A 13,130-nucleotide genomic window follows, 5' to 3' on the forward strand; every position below is an offset into this window, starting at 1 on the left:
TTTAGAGTATTTGTTAATCTTTATTAGCTATAAAAAACCAAACTTTAATAGTTTATAACAACATATTAAACTAAAAATAGTAAAAAATCTAAAAAAATTACAACATAAAATATTAAAATTGACGAAAAGATTTAATAACATGCCCCATAACCCAAGAAGGGGAGAATAGTATGGAAGAGATTTCAAACGCCATAATACAGCTCATTGAGGGAGAAAAGGAGAAAGAAAAGAAGCTATCCATCCCCCCAAAAGGAGTTAGAGCTCTAATTGAGGCAGTTAGATTGGCAGAGATTATAAAGCCCAGCCAATATGCAAAGAGAGAAGCATTTAAAAAACACCAAATTGATGAGTATTATTTAAACAGAATGCTCACAATGCTCTTTTATGACATTATGAAAAAACAAGGATTAATAGATAGGGTAATTAAGGATATTGTTGGTGTTAATCCTCTAATTCTGGATCCCTGGTTAAGGGCGGCCCTGAGGGTTGTAATAGATGTGTCACTCTTTCATCCTTCTAAACCCGGTACGCTCAAGGCTTTAAAATGGAAAGGATCCGACTTTATATCCTCCAAGACACATCCCTACGTTGGCATGTATTACTGGGACATCTTTGATAAAGTCGTTAGCTATAAGCTAAGACTCAAGAATAGGGATGAATTCCTCGAATGGAAGTATATTGCACCTATTTGGTTTATAAAAAGGATTAAGAAGTTATTGGGTGAGGAAACGGAACAGTTCTTCCAAGCTGTGAACTCAAAACATAACTGGACAAGCATTAGAGTAAATACCCTCAAGGCTACTGTGGATGAAGTAGTAAAGATTCTAAGAAGCGAAGGAAAGGAAGTAAAAGTAAGCGAAAGAGTTCCAACCATAGTGAAAATAAAGGGGCCGTACGATTTTGATAGGAGCAAACTCTTCAGAGAAGGGAAGATTTTGGTACAAGAGGAGGCAAGTGCAGTAGCTTCCCTAATTCTCGACCCCGAGCCAGGAATGACTGTTGTAGATTTAGCCGCAGCTCCGGGGGGTAAAACAAGCCACATTGCAGAACTTATGAGGAATAAAGGAAAAATCTATGCTTTTGATATTGATGAATTCAGAATAAAGCGGATGAAAGAAATTCTAAAAAGAATGGGCGTAAACATAGTTAAAATAATCAGGAAAGACGGTAGAAAAGCTCCCAAAATTCTTGGGAAAGAAATTGCAGATAGAGTTCTATTAGATGCTCCATGCACGTCATCCGGGACCATAGGCAAGAACCCCGAGTTCAAGGTGGAGATTGAGGGAAAATAAGATCTCAGAAATTGCCGAGTTGCAAAAAGACCTGCTTAAAGCTGCTGCTCATCTCTTAAAGCCAGGAGGTAGGTTACTATATGCAACATGCAGCCTTTTTCCTGAAGAGAATGAAGAGAACATAGAATGGTTTTTAGGGACGTATGATAATTTCCGATTAATACCTCTAAACGGCCCATACGATGAATCTCCTCTGCTAAAAGGTACCATGAGGGCATATCCACATAGACATGGTACTATAGGATTCTTCTACGCCCTCTTAGAGAAATCGGAATAACCCATATGACAAAAGTTAAAAACACACCATACCATAAAATTTGAGGTGTACCAAAAAATGCTGGAGATATTGGGCTTCATATTTTATGCAGGAGCTGCTTTAGTGATTCTTTTCATTGGAGCCTTTTCTGAGGGAATATCAAGGATATTGGCGTTACCAGCAGCAATAGGGTACATGCTACTTGCTTTTTGGTCAATAGAACAAGTAGGATCAGATATTGTCTCAAAGGGTCGGAATAGGGATAAAAGGCTAATGCTTGCATTGAACATAATTTCCTTCACTCTCGGAGCAGTGGCATTCTATATCTATATGGAGAGCATTGCAACACCAGCTTTACTCCTTGGCCCTGCATTTGTCATTGGGCTTTGGAAGAGCTATAAAGGCCATTGACCTGTTTTCTTTTTCTTTCAATGCATTGCTTATTCCATGGCTCTCTGTATTCATTTGTTCAAGAATTTTAGATATAATGAACCTTATATGACAATTATGTATAGTGGTAAAATTAACAAAGTTTAAAAAGATGTAAAAAATCATCATGAATTAGAGGGATGTGTACCAGGTGAGTACCATGACCAGCACTGTAAAGTATACCCATCTAAACCCTCTTGCAATGGAGATAATCATTACAAAACTTCAACAAGCTGTTCTCCACCGAAATATGAGCCAACCATTCTTCAGAGAAAACCAAAAAAATGGATACCTCGAACTTGTGATCCCGGTTAATTGCCTCTCCCCACTGGAAAAGTACGTTTTGGAAGAGGCTGGTTATCCTGAAAAATCTGTGCGACTTGGAGATAGCATCATCAGAGCATTTGTAATAAATGTCCATCACATAGAACAGAACAACCCAGAACTATCGAAAGAGATAATCAATATTTATAATAAACGTCTGGGAGAGAGTTGTATCGGCCCATGCTACAAATATGAAAAGTAACCACCACAAATCGTAATCAATTTTTGTGCTGTTAAAGCGGGGTTAGAGAATAAAAATATGCAATTCAACTAATACTAATGCTCGTGCAGGAGACAACTGACATTGTCTAAAACTTTAAAACGTAAAAATATTATTATCATAAATTGTAAAATTTCTGTAATTTCTACTATTTAGATAAATAATTTTATAATTTATTGCAATTAATTAAATATTACATATTTAAATGTTAATTTAATGGACATTATATAACATACAAAAGACTAAGACTATTACAAATTCTAAATATTACTTATAACTAACGTCAAAATTCTCATAAAATTCTGAGGGATGGTTTCACAATTTTTGCATACGCACAAAATTTTTAAACTTTTAGGTTCCCCTAATTCAGGAGGTGTTGAAATGCAGATAGCAGTTAGCGGAGGAAAAGGAGGAACTGGGAAGTCAACAATCGCAATTAACTTAGCTATTGCTCTGAGGAATTACTTTGACCTGACTTTGGCGGATTTAGATGTGGAAGCTCCCAACGACCATATACTCTTAGGAATAGAACTTCAAAATGAAGAACCTGTCGAGCTTTTTATGCCACACTTTGACTACTCCAAATGTATTAAGTGCAGGAAATGTGCTGAGGTTTGTGAAGAACATGCAATAATCACTATGAGAGATGGAACACCGTTCTTAATGCCAACACTATGTTCCGGTTGTGGTGCCTGTCGGATAGTCTGCCCCGTTGAAGGGGCAATTTTGGAAGGTAAAAAGCTGATGGGCTACACATATCTAACCGAAACTCCATATGGGTTCCAGTTGGTTACAGGCAAACTGTTGGAGGGTGAAGAGAGAGCGATGCCTATCGTCGTTGCAGCAAAGAAAAGGGCAAAAGCACTCAATAAAGAGCTTTTGATTGTTGATACTGCCGCAGGAACGAGCAACACTGTTTCTAAAGCTTTAGAGGATTCCCAGCTTATTATTGCTGTCACTGAACCTACGCCATTAGGTCTTCATGACTTAGAGCTAATTCTCAAGCTCGCAGATATTATGGGGATTGAGGCATGGGTTGTTATCAATAGAAGCGATTTAGGAAAGAAGGAGGATGTAAAAGAACTCGCCAGAAGATATAATGCCAGAATTATTGCTGAGATTCCCTATAGTGAGAACATACTCAGGAGCTACGTTGAAGGAAAGCCAATTGTTTTGAGCGATTGTGAGGAAGCGGAAATTCTCAGAAAGCTTGCTGATAAGGTTGCCAACTATTTGAGGTGATTAAAATGCAGATTGTCATTGCAAGCGGTAAAGGGGGAGTTGGGAAATCAACAGTTGCGGCTTCACTCATATATCTGCTTAAGGACAAGTACAGGATTATAGCGGTTGACGCCGATGCTGATGCTCCAAACCTCCACCTGCTCTTTGGAGTCAGAAAGTGGGAAGAAGAGAAAGAGCTAACAGGGGTTAAAGTTGCAAGGATAAATCAAGATACGTGCATTAGATGTGGTATTTGCTATGAGAGATGCCCCTATGAAAGCATAAAGCTTGTGAATGGGAAATATGTTGTGAATGAGCTCACATGTGAAGGCTGTGGAGTCTGTAAACTTGTGTGCCCGGTTAGAGGGACAATAACTCTTAAAGAAGTTCGCTCTGGAGTGATTAGAAAGGCAACAACGAGGTATGGATTTCCATTGATTTCGGCTCAATTAGATGTGGGAAGACCAAACTCTGGAAAGCTCGTTACAGAGGAAAAAGAGTGGGCAAAAAAGATAATGCATGAGCAGGAACTGGATCACATGATAGTCGATTCAGCGGCAGGAATTGGATGTCAAGTGATTGCCAGCGTTGGCGGAGCAGATGTTGCTATCCTCGTTGCAGAGCCTACTCCAGCATCACTGAGCGATGTTAAAAGGGTTTACAAGGTTGTCCAACACTTCAGGGAGCCAGCTTACTTGATAATCAACAAAGCAGACATAAATCCCGGCTTTAAGGGGCTTTATGAGTTCGCAGAGCAGGAGGGAATACCAATTTTAGGTGAAATACCCTACGATAGGGCAATTCCATATAGCATGACTATGCTCAAGCCTTTTGTTGAAGCATTTCCAGAGTCAAAAGCCAGCAAAGCACTTAAAGAAATTGCAAAAGCTGTGGAGGATGAAATCTTGGAGTAGTCTTAAGTTCTATTTTTATCTTAAGTCTCAGTTGTTAGACATTACCGATAAACCTAAAGCCATGTTATAGCAATATCACATGAAATGACAAAGTGCAAGATGTGTGGTTATGAGTCCGAAGATATAAGCAAATCAGTTGGAGTATGTGTTAACTGCCTTAGAAAAAACGATCAAGCTTTGAGAACAGCAATGGAAAGTCACTTCAAGTGGCGTAAGCTTATAAGACTTCCTCCAGAGCCGCCAAAGGACGGGGAACTCCAATGCAAAATCTGTGTTAATGAGTGCAAAATTCCAAGAGGTGGTCCAGGTTACTGTGGAATAATATGGAACAAAAATGGAAGGTTAACCACAATAACCGGGACATTTGACAAAGCATATCTCCACTGGTATCTCGATCCTCATCCAACAAACTGTGTTGCTGAGCCCATCTGCCCTGAGCGGGAGCATTACGGCTTTTACAACTTAGCTGTATTTTTTGCCGGATGCAACTTGGACTGCCTCTTTTGCCAGAACATTCACCACAAATACATGATAAAGGAAGGTAGAATTGACCTTAGGGAAGGCATTGTATTAAGTACAGATGAGCTTGCAAATATCGCTATGCAGAGACGGGTTACTTGTGTCTGCTACTTCGGAGGCGATCCAACACCGCACAGCATTTACGCTCTGAAAGTCTCAAGAAAAATTCTAAAGCGGGCTGAAGAAGGTAAAGAAATGAAAAGAATCTGCTGGGAGACAAACGGCCTGGAAAATCCAGAGATTATGATGAAAATGGCAGAGCTCAGCCTTAAAAGCGGAGGGATTGTTAAGATCGACTGGAAGGCATACACACCAAGTGTTTATCAGGCTCTGACAGGGATAAACGGGGAAAAAGCTATTAAAAGGATAAAAGAGAACGTTAAGCTTGTCTTGAAGATGAGTAAAGGAAGAGAGTTACCCCTTTTGGTTGTCAGCACTCTTGTAGTTCCCCATTATGTTGATGAGCATGAAGTATTTAATATTGCAAGGTATATAGCTGGAATAAATCCAGAAACCCCTTATGTGCTGTTGGCTTTTGCCCCCCAGCATTTAATGTATGATGTCCCAACAACAAGCAGGAGGCAAATGGAAAGCGTTTACAAAGCAGCTCAAGATGCTGGGCTAAAAAACATTTACATCGGAAATCCATGGCTACTGAGATAACTACTCCTCGTTATCCAAGCTTTGGGTTTTTGGCACCTCATTTCCCTGTGCCAGAATTATCAGCTCCCTCCCCTCAACGAGCATTTGTGCAACTTTCTTCCTCGCTGAGCTTAAAGCTCTCCAGACCGTTCCCCTCGAAACGCCCATCCTCTTTCCTGCCTCTTCCTGAGTTAGTCCTTCATAATCCACCAATCTCAACGCCTCAAACTCCTCGTATGTCATGAAAATCGGCGGCTGAGGTGGTCCAATAGGTGGGCGTGCTGGATAGAAGTGCTTAATCTCTGGGATAAGACCAATAAAGCGCATCTTCCTTCTTCGCCCTCTGCCTCTACCTCTTCCTGTTCCCCAAGGCATTTTAACACCAAGCAAGAATTTTTCATTCAGACTTTATAGGGATTTCCCTTCAATCCAACTTGAAACTGTCAAAGGGTTTTTTAGGAAAGTTATGCAGAACTTAATTTCAGGTGGGACAATGAAAAAGATAGTGGTAATTATTGTTTTGCTTATTGTTGGTGGAGCAATAGCCACTTGGAGCCATATCAAGGAAGAGAAGAGAGTAGTGGTATTACAAGCAACGTTTAAAATGGGTGGCATAACTTATGAAGGGTATGAAATACAAGGAGATACGTTGATTTTTAAATTCAAGCGAACTGGGGATGTTTTTACTCAGGCAATAGTGAAGAAAGAGGTTAAGGTAGGAATTGAAGATTTTCCTGCTAAAGTTGTTGTGGAGGTTAACACCAACGGAAATATTAAGAGATATGAGGCAGAATTAATTTTTGATGGGGATGACGAAAGAGTATATAAAGCCTCAGAGCTTTGAGTTTGTGTGTCCGTTCTGCGGGTACAGAGCAAGGAGCCTCGAAGAGCTTAAGCAGCATATCTTTGAAAAGCATACCTTTAACAGAGAAGACATCAGAGGTTCACGGTTCATCAAGATCTAAAAATGTGGGGTGCTTAAGAAAGATTAATAACTTCTCATAAGGAACTCTCTGTGGTGGGTGAGATGGAATTTAAAGTTGTAGAGAGAAAGATAGGATGGCACAAAGACTTTGACAGTTCGCATTTTTTGGCTCTGCCTTACGACAGCAAATGTTTGAGAATTCATGGGCATACCTACAACGTCGATGTTGAGATTTGGGGAGACTTAGATGAGAGGGGCATGATTTTTGATTTCAATCACTTAAGCAATCTCATTAAGGAAGTCGATCACCGCATTTTAACGAGCATTAACTGGATCAAGGAAGAGGGTGACTATATAATCATAGCTCGAAATGATAAAGAGCTCAAACTTCCAAAAAAAGAAGTAGTCATAGTCGATGCTCCCAATGTTACTGCTGAGCTTATAGCGGAGTGGTTTGCAAAGAGGATAGCAGAAAAAGCCGGGAAAAATGTAAAGCGAATAAAAGTTAAGGTCTGGGAGGATCCAAGAAGCTATGCTGAGATAGTCTTAGAACGCTAACGTTTGTTCCAAAAAGATTAAATCCTGTTCACCATATCTTTTTTAAGGTGAAGGAAGATGAGATTCTCAAGAGGAAGAAACTTTATGTTTAGAATCCCAGAAGGAGAAGAGTTCCTAACATTCATTAACAAATTCGCAGAAAAAAACAACGTTCTTATCGGAACCGTGAGTGCAATTGGGACACTAAGAAACCCGAAAATCGGGTATTTTGAAGAGGAAAAGGGCAAATATAAGGTAATTGAGTTAAGCGGTACTTATGAGCTCCTTTCTGCGCTGGGCAACATCAGCCTGAAAGATGGGAGGCCTTTTGCCCATATCCATGTAGCTTTAGGAGACAAAGAAGGGAAGGTATGGGGTGGCCACTTAATTGAAGGAGAAGTATTTGTCGCTGAAGTCATCATTCACGAACTGCTCGGAGAACCCCTGGAAAGAAAGCTTCAAAAGAATGGATTAGCACTTTGGGATGCAGAAAAAATTTAAAGGAGCAAAACCCCTCATACTTTCTTCTCTTCCTTTAAGATTTTTGCAAGTACCATGTAATGCCATCCCATTATCCCAAAGATGCCTATGAACTCTGAAACTGCCACTCCTCTAAAGACTTTCATTGCCCAAAGACCAAGGATCCAGCTGAGAACGAATATTATGGCAGTTATCATCCCAAGTTGTTTCTCTCCTCCAAGATATAACCCAACCCCAGCCACCAGCATCCCAAAACTTGCCGTAATGAAGAAACCCCAGCTGACATAGTAGTGAAGGGAAGTCCCTTCAGGAAAAATTCCAATTCCCGCCAGGAATATCAAGCCAAGGATAAAAATCCAGATTCCAAGCTTCATTGTAGGGTGTTTTGCCTTCTTGAAAAGCCCTAAAGCATAATAGATACCCAAAATCGCCGCAACTATAAGTGGAACATTCATCACCCAGTTATAAGGCAGACCAACTTTTCCGAGATCGCTTATAGCATTATTTGTGATGCTCCACCAAGAGCGATGTATGACTATTGCTGTGAATATCCCACCTAATCCGATCAACGGTGCACAGAGACCAGCCAGTTGTTGGCTTCTTCTCATTGGTATCACTGGTTTAATATTCACCTTCTACCTATAAACCCTAACGCCTATTAAAACTCCCAACAGGGGTTTAAGTTCAGCATACACTACTTCTCATAAAACACCCTATACTGCTGAACGTATTTCTCCTTTTCCAGTAGAAAGTCGTCGTCTTCCGGATAGTACTTTGCGAGTTCAGGATTTTCGCCCGCGAACTTTTTAATTGACTCCATTGAGTCCCAGATGGTTACGAGAAGGAAATGTGCCACCTCTTCTTCATCTCTCCGCGTGAAATAAAGTTTTATCAAACCATCAACAGAGCTATAATCTGGTACCGCTCTTTCAATCAAAAACTTCTCATATTCGTCAGCTTTTGCAATTGGAACTTTTCCATGCCACAACCTCATAATAGCCAAAAATATCACCCAGTTTACCTATAGGCTTGAGGTATTTAAAACTAATGCCACAACGTTATTACTCTCAGTAAAAAGAAAGAGAAAAGCTTGTTTCACCACTCGTTCACACCACGTCCTCTACCCATACCACGTCCCATTCCTTTTCCTCGACCTTTTCCCATTCCTCTACCGTAACCTCCACCCATGCCTCTTCCTGGACCAATTCCACCACCTTCAGCTCCAAGAATTGGCTGTGTCAATTCTCCTCTGAGATAAGCCTGAACAGCTTGTTCGACTGTCATAGTTGGTGGTGCTGAGACAAACTTTATGCCCGCAGCTTGAAGAACTTGTGAGGAATTTGGACCAAACTGCCCAGCTATAACAACATCCGCACCTTCATTTATACAAAATTGAGCTGCCTGAATACCCGCACCTCTTGGAGCACTGTAAGCGGGATTTTGAACCACCTGAATATTCGTTACGTTTCCGTTCTCATCAACATCAACAATCGTGAATGTTGGAGCTCTCCCAAAGGCTTGGCTTACAGAGTCATCCAGTCCACCTTTTATGGTTGCTACAACAATTTTCATATTCTCACCTCCGCTCCAAATTAGGACAGCCTAACTTAAAAAGTTTTGCATATGCAAAAACATATTAAACCCACATTCTCAGTCTTAAAAGCTCCCTCAGCAGAAGCAGAACTACCAGGGCTATCACATACGGCGCTGCAACGAGGAACAGCTTAATTAAGACGTACAGTATCGCAACTATGAACAAAAAGTCCACAATTCCAAAGAATCCACCAAATCTTCTAAAGCTCCATAAGCTTCTTCTATACCCCCTTCCATAGCCTCCACTTATCCATCTCGGCATTTTATCACCTCAAAATATGGAAAAATAGGAAATCACCACCAGCCATAAAGCCACCTAAGTGCTCTCCTGCTGGGCATTCCCGTCCACGGGCAGTATCCTAAGCGAGCACCCCAGCCTCTTCCGCCTCTTCCCCATCCTCTGCTCCAACCACGGCCTCTACCCCAACCGTAGCCAAAGCCATAAGCTGGCGGGTAAGCTGGCCCATAGGCTGGTGCTGACGGAACTGGATATGTTGGTGCCGTAACTTGAGGCTGAATCGTTTGAGGAGCGCCCTTGATTACGCTCTCAACGGCTTCTCTAATTGGTATTCCTGGTGGGAATGTGTAAATCTTAATTCCTGCTGCTTGGATTGCTCCTAAAGCGTTTGGCCCAAGCTGGGGAACAATAACTGCATCAACGCCTTCATTTATGAGCATTTGCACAGCCATTGGACCCGCTCCACTGGGAGCACTAACTGCTGGATTCTGAATCGTTTTTACGTTCTTGATTTCACCATTCTCAACTTCAATTATAGTGAAAACTGGTGCTCTGGCGAAAACTGGTGCAATTGTGTCCTCTAATCCACCATTAGCTGAGCTTGGAACCGCAATTTTCATACTCACCATGCTCATCACCTCCCAATTTTCTATTTTGTGCATATGCACAAAATCTTAAAAGCTTTTCGGTTGACCTAACATACTGGTTTATAAATACGAAGAGAGAAGATAATTGAGATAGCCATGTACTTGCGGAGAGATTTAATCCAACCTCGTATCTACCAAGAAGTCATCTATGCAAAGTGTAAGGATAAGAATAGCCTAATTGTTCTCCCAACCGGTTTAGGAAAAACACTCATTGCAATGATGATTGCTGATTATAGACTGTCAAAATACGGTGGGAAGGTTCTAATGCTTGCTCCCACAAAACCCCTTGCTCTTCAGCACAGAGAAAGCTTCGTTAGGCTTTTTAACCTGCACCCTGAGAAAATCAACGTTTTAACTGGTGAGCTCTCCCCAGAGCAGCGAGCCAAAATCTGGGAGAGGAGCATAATCATCACGGCAACTCCCCAGACGATTGAAAATGATCTCCTCGTTGGGAGAATAAGCTTAGAAGATGTCGTTCTGCTTGTATTTGATGAAGCCCATAGGGCTGTTGGAAACTACGCATATGTTTACATTGCCAGAGAATATATGCAACAGGCAAAACATCCCCTCATTTTGGGTCTAACCGCCTCACCAGGTAATGATGAGGAAAAAATAAGACAAGTTCTAAAGAATTTGTACATCGAGCATGTCGAAGTGAGAACTGAAAGCTCTCTAGATGTTAGACCTTATGTTCAGGGCATAAGATTTGAGTGGATTAAAGTTGAACTGCCCGGGATTTATAAAGAAGTTAGAAAGCTCCTGAGGGAAATGCTTAAAGATGCCCTAAAACCTTTGGCCGAAGCTGGCTTGGTGGATTCCTACTCTCCAGACATACCAAAGAAAGACGTCCTCAAAGCGGGGCAAATAATCAATGCTGAAGTTGCAAAAGGCAATTATGAAGTTGGAAAACTCATGCTCTATCAAGCTAAAGCTATGAAGCTTCACCATGCCATTGAGCTTTTGGAGACGCAGGGATTAACAGCACTGAGAGCTTATCTAAAAAGGCTCTACGAAGAGAGGCAAATGAAATCAAACAAAGAGCTCATGAGCGATCCAAGAATGAAGAAGGCAATATCACTTTTAATTCAAGCCAGAGATTTAGGATTGGATCATCCAAAAATGGACAAGCTAAAGGAGCTTATAGAAGAGCAGCTTGAGAAAAAACCCAACTCAAAAATAATTGTTTTCACGAATTATAGGGATACTGCAAAGAAAATAGTTAAAGAGTTAGTTGATATGGGGATTAAAGTTTCACGCTTCGTTGGACAAGCAAGCAGAGAGAATGACAAGGGAATGAGCCAGAAGAAGCAGAAAGAAATCCTTGACCTCTTCTCTCAAGGAATATTCAATGTTCTGGTAGCCACAAGTGTTGGTGAAGAAGGTCTGGATGTTCCAGAAGTAGATTTGGTTGTATTCTATGAGCCGGTACCCTCAGCAATTAGAAGCATACAAAGAAGAGGAAGAACCGGAAGGCACAAACCTGGCAGAGTTGTGATTTTAATGGCAAAAGGAACGAGGGACGAAGCATACTACTGGAGTTCAAGACACAAAGAAAAGCAGATGATTGCCGTCCTTAAGAAGGTGAGTGAGATGGTTAAAAAAGAAAGACAAGCTTCCCTTTTGGGATTTGTCAAGCCCAAAAAGGAGGAAGGAAAAGGGGAGATTATTGCTGAAGAAGAGAAAGAACATCAGAAAGCCGAAGTTTCAAAGGAGGAGGTTTATGAGAAACTTCCAGTTAAGCCAATTTTTGTGAAAAAGCCTAAAGGAATTGTTATCTATGTTGATTCCCGTGAGCTGAAGAGTCAAGTGCCTAAGTATCTTAAGGAACTTGGCGCCCATATTGAAGTCAAAACTCTGGATGTCGGTGATTACATAGTCAGCGAGGATGTAGCCGTTGAGAGAAAGTCAGCGAATGATTTCATTCAATCTATAATTGACGGTCGTCTCTTTGACCAAGTGAAGAGATTAACAGAGGCATATGCGAGGCCTGTGATAATCATTGAGGGGCAGCTTTATGGGATTAGGAATGTTCATCCCAATGCAATTAGAGGGGCTTTAGCTGCCGTAACCATTGACTGGGGCGTGCCAATCCTATTTTCTACTGATGCTAAGGAGACAGCACAGTTCATATACTTAATCGCAAAGAGAGAGCAGGAGGAGAGGAAAAAAGAAGTTGCTGTTAGGAGCGAGAAAAAGGCATTGACTTTAGCGGATAGGCAGAGGCTGATAGTTGAAGGCTTGCCCTATGTTTCAGCAACTTTAGCGAAGCGTTTGCTTAGGCATTTTGGAAGCGTTGAAAGGGTTTTCACAGCAAAAGAAAACGAGCTCATGGAAGTTGAAGGCATTGGAGAGAAAATAGCAAGGGAGATTAGAAAAGTAATAACAGCTCCGTACCTGGAGGAGGAGTAGCGTTTGATCAATAATGTCTAAGTAGCTCTAAAAGAGATAGAATTTCAGTGCATTCCTCTTAGTGTAGCGGGCTTACGATGAATTTCACCCCAAGTAGAGTTTTACTTGAGTCCGCATTTTTAGATGCACAAAGGGCGTCAGTTTTCAGAAACTCTACCTAAAAATGGTACGAAGAAGTAAATTCAAACAAAATAAGTCCTACTGAAACTCGAATGCAATCTTAAAATATGTCACTTAGACAGTTTGAATATTTCCGCCAGCGCTTCGTGGGAAGCGAAGCTTCCCGACGTGTTGGGACTTTGTCCCAACATGCGAAGCAAAGGGCTGAAAATGTGCCCCGGGGGAGCGGAGGGAACTCACGGCTCGCCTTCGCGCTCATTCCCCACGGTTGCCCGGGGCATTATAAATTTCACACATTCAAACTTAAGCTTTTTTCATAACCACTGGGAATATTCATAAGGGAGGGTAATAATCACGGTTTATG

General features: G+C 41.2%; 16 protein-coding genes and 1 pseudogene. 11 read left to right on the top strand and 6 right to left on the bottom strand.

Going from position 1 to position 13,130, the window contains the following annotated elements; translation table 11 throughout:
• The first annotated feature begins 170 nt into the window (after positions 1 to 170).
• The 6 genes and pseudogenes from VFC49_RS03165 to VFC49_RS03190 all read left to right on the top strand — a co-directional run bounded on the left by VFC49_RS03165 (position 171) and on the right by VFC49_RS03190 (position 5,838).
• A pseudogene (locus tag VFC49_RS03165) lies at positions 171 to 1,569 on the top strand (RsmB/NOP family class I SAM-dependent RNA methyltransferase).
• A 57-nt stretch (positions 1,570 to 1,626) separates the two neighbouring features.
• Positions 1,627 to 1,959 carry a hypothetical protein gene (locus VFC49_RS03170; protein WP_324736141.1) on the top strand — a complete coding sequence of 111 codons (333 nt, stop codon included), beginning with the start codon at positions 1,627 to 1,629 and terminating at the stop codon, positions 1,957 to 1,959.
• A gap of 178 nt (positions 1,960 to 2,137) precedes the next feature.
• Positions 2,138 to 2,503: a hypothetical protein gene (locus tag VFC49_RS03175; RefSeq protein ID WP_324736142.1), complete on the top strand. Its 366-nt coding sequence runs from the start codon at positions 2,138 to 2,140 to the stop codon at positions 2,501 to 2,503.
• A gap of 399 nt (positions 2,504 to 2,902) precedes the next feature.
• On the top strand, positions 2,903 to 3,763 hold the full coding sequence (locus VFC49_RS03180) for an ATP-binding protein (protein ID WP_324736143.1): 861 nt from the start codon (positions 2,903 to 2,905) through the stop codon (positions 3,761 to 3,763).
• Between the two features lie 5 nt (positions 3,764 to 3,768).
• Entirely contained in the window at positions 3,769 to 4,656 is an 888-nt protein-coding gene (locus tag VFC49_RS03185) for an ATP-binding protein (protein WP_324736144.1), read from the top strand.
• Between the two features lie 84 nt (positions 4,657 to 4,740).
• Entirely contained in the window at positions 4,741 to 5,838 is a 1,098-nt protein-coding gene (locus VFC49_RS03190; RefSeq protein ID WP_324736145.1) for a radical SAM protein, read from the top strand.
• On the opposite strand, the gene VFC49_RS03195 is transcribed toward VFC49_RS03190, so the two are convergent.
• The gene (locus VFC49_RS03195) at positions 5,839 to 6,192 is read right to left on the bottom strand and encodes a DUF134 domain-containing protein (RefSeq protein ID WP_324736146.1); all 354 of its coding nucleotides are present in this window, start codon (positions 6,190 to 6,192) and stop codon (positions 5,839 to 5,841) included.
• A gap of 118 nt (positions 6,193 to 6,310) precedes the next feature.
• Between VFC49_RS03195 and VFC49_RS03200 the strand changes: the two genes are divergently transcribed.
• The 4 genes from VFC49_RS03200 (at position 6,311) to VFC49_RS03215 (ending at position 7,780) form a co-directional block, all read left to right on the top strand.
• Entirely contained in the window at positions 6,311 to 6,661 is a 351-nt protein-coding gene (locus tag VFC49_RS03200; protein WP_324736147.1) for a hypothetical protein, read from the top strand.
• Positions 6,627 to 6,782, top strand: coding sequence for a hypothetical protein (locus tag VFC49_RS03205; RefSeq protein ID WP_324736148.1), 156 nt, complete (start codon positions 6,627 to 6,629; stop codon positions 6,780 to 6,782). The genes VFC49_RS03200 and VFC49_RS03205 overlap by 35 nt, the downstream gene beginning before the upstream one ends.
• A gap of 62 nt (positions 6,783 to 6,844) precedes the next feature.
• Positions 6,845 to 7,300 (top strand): 6-carboxytetrahydropterin synthase, encoded by a 456-nt coding sequence (locus VFC49_RS03210; RefSeq protein WP_324736612.1) that lies wholly within the window; start codon positions 6,845 to 6,847, stop codon positions 7,298 to 7,300.
• 57 nt (positions 7,301 to 7,357) lie between these two features.
• On the top strand, positions 7,358 to 7,780 hold the full coding sequence (locus tag VFC49_RS03215) for a PPC domain-containing DNA-binding protein (RefSeq protein WP_324736149.1): 423 nt from the start codon (positions 7,358 to 7,360) through the stop codon (positions 7,778 to 7,780).
• 14 nt (positions 7,781 to 7,794) lie between these two features.
• Here the strand turns inward: VFC49_RS03215 and VFC49_RS03220 are convergent, their stop codons facing one another.
• The 5 genes from VFC49_RS03220 to VFC49_RS03240 all read right to left on the bottom strand — a co-directional run bounded on the left by VFC49_RS03220 (position 7,795) and on the right by VFC49_RS03240 (position 10,210).
• On the bottom strand, positions 7,795 to 8,367 hold the full coding sequence (locus tag VFC49_RS03220) for a DUF998 domain-containing protein (RefSeq protein WP_324736613.1): 573 nt from the start codon (positions 8,365 to 8,367) through the stop codon (positions 7,795 to 7,797).
• Positions 8,368 to 8,453: 86 nt separating this feature from the next.
• Complete coding sequence (locus VFC49_RS03225) at positions 8,454 to 8,753, bottom strand: antibiotic biosynthesis monooxygenase (RefSeq protein ID WP_324736614.1); 300 nt, start codon at positions 8,751 to 8,753, stop codon at positions 8,454 to 8,456.
• Between the two features lie 101 nt (positions 8,754 to 8,854).
• On the bottom strand, positions 8,855 to 9,331 hold the full coding sequence (locus VFC49_RS03230; protein WP_324736150.1) for a NifB/NifX family molybdenum-iron cluster-binding protein: 477 nt from the start codon (positions 9,329 to 9,331) through the stop codon (positions 8,855 to 8,857).
• A gap of 64 nt (positions 9,332 to 9,395) precedes the next feature.
• A complete protein-coding gene (locus VFC49_RS03235; RefSeq protein ID WP_324736151.1) occupies positions 9,396 to 9,614 on the bottom strand; it encodes a hypothetical protein in 219 nt (72 codons plus the stop codon).
• Positions 9,615 to 9,646: 32 nt separating this feature from the next.
• Positions 9,647 to 10,210: a NifB/NifX family molybdenum-iron cluster-binding protein gene (locus VFC49_RS03240; RefSeq protein WP_324736615.1), complete on the bottom strand. Its 564-nt coding sequence runs from the start codon at positions 10,208 to 10,210 to the stop codon at positions 9,647 to 9,649.
• 123 nt (positions 10,211 to 10,333) lie between these two features.
• Between VFC49_RS03240 and VFC49_RS03245 the strand changes: the two genes are divergently transcribed.
• On the top strand, positions 10,334 to 12,646 hold the full coding sequence (locus VFC49_RS03245; RefSeq protein WP_324736152.1) for a DEAD/DEAH box helicase: 2,313 nt from the start codon (positions 10,334 to 10,336) through the stop codon (positions 12,644 to 12,646).
• The last annotated feature ends 484 nt before the right edge of the window (positions 12,647 to 13,130 follow it).

Source organism: Thermococcus sp. SY098, assembly GCF_035621495.1.
Classification (GTDB): Archaea; Methanobacteriota_B; Thermococci; order Thermococcales; family Thermococcaceae; genus Thermococcus_B.

Coding starts and splice junctions, on each gene's coding strand:
- VFC49_RS03180 (WP_324736143.1), top strand. CDS start 2,903: ATGCAGATAGCAGTTAGCGGAGGAAAAGGAGGAACTGGGAAGTCAACA.
- VFC49_RS03240 (WP_324736615.1), bottom strand. CDS start 10,210: ATGAAAATTGCGGTTCCAAGCTCAGCTAATGGTGGATTAGAGGACACA.
- VFC49_RS03205 (WP_324736148.1), top strand. CDS start 6,627: ATGACGAAAGAGTATATAAAGCCTCAGAGCTTTGAGTTTGTGTGTCCG.
- VFC49_RS03215 (WP_324736149.1), top strand. CDS start 7,358: ATGAGATTCTCAAGAGGAAGAAACTTTATGTTTAGAATCCCAGAAGGA.
- VFC49_RS03175 (WP_324736142.1), top strand. CDS start 2,138: ATGACCAGCACTGTAAAGTATACCCATCTAAACCCTCTTGCAATGGAG.
- VFC49_RS03220 (WP_324736613.1), bottom strand. CDS start 8,367: ATGAGAAGAAGCCAACAACTGGCTGGTCTCTGTGCACCGTTGATCGGA.
- VFC49_RS03225 (WP_324736614.1), bottom strand. CDS start 8,753: ATGAGGTTGTGGCATGGAAAAGTTCCAATTGCAAAAGCTGACGAATAT.
- VFC49_RS03245 (WP_324736152.1), top strand. CDS start 10,334: ATGTACTTGCGGAGAGATTTAATCCAACCTCGTATCTACCAAGAAGTC.
- VFC49_RS03190 (WP_324736145.1), top strand. CDS start 4,741: ATGACAAAGTGCAAGATGTGTGGTTATGAGTCCGAAGATATAAGCAAA.
- VFC49_RS03170 (WP_324736141.1), top strand. CDS start 1,627: ATGCTGGAGATATTGGGCTTCATATTTTATGCAGGAGCTGCTTTAGTG.
- VFC49_RS03200 (WP_324736147.1), top strand. CDS start 6,311: ATGAAAAAGATAGTGGTAATTATTGTTTTGCTTATTGTTGGTGGAGCA.
- VFC49_RS03185 (WP_324736144.1), top strand. CDS start 3,769: ATGCAGATTGTCATTGCAAGCGGTAAAGGGGGAGTTGGGAAATCAACA.
- VFC49_RS03230 (WP_324736150.1), bottom strand. CDS start 9,331: ATGAAAATTGTTGTAGCAACCATAAAAGGTGGACTGGATGACTCTGTA.
- VFC49_RS03210 (WP_324736612.1), top strand. CDS start 6,845: ATGGAATTTAAAGTTGTAGAGAGAAAGATAGGATGGCACAAAGACTTT.
- VFC49_RS03235 (WP_324736151.1), bottom strand. CDS start 9,614: ATGCCGAGATGGATAAGTGGAGGCTATGGAAGGGGGTATAGAAGAAGC.
- VFC49_RS03195 (WP_324736146.1), bottom strand. CDS start 6,192: ATGCCTTGGGGAACAGGAAGAGGTAGAGGCAGAGGGCGAAGAAGGAAG.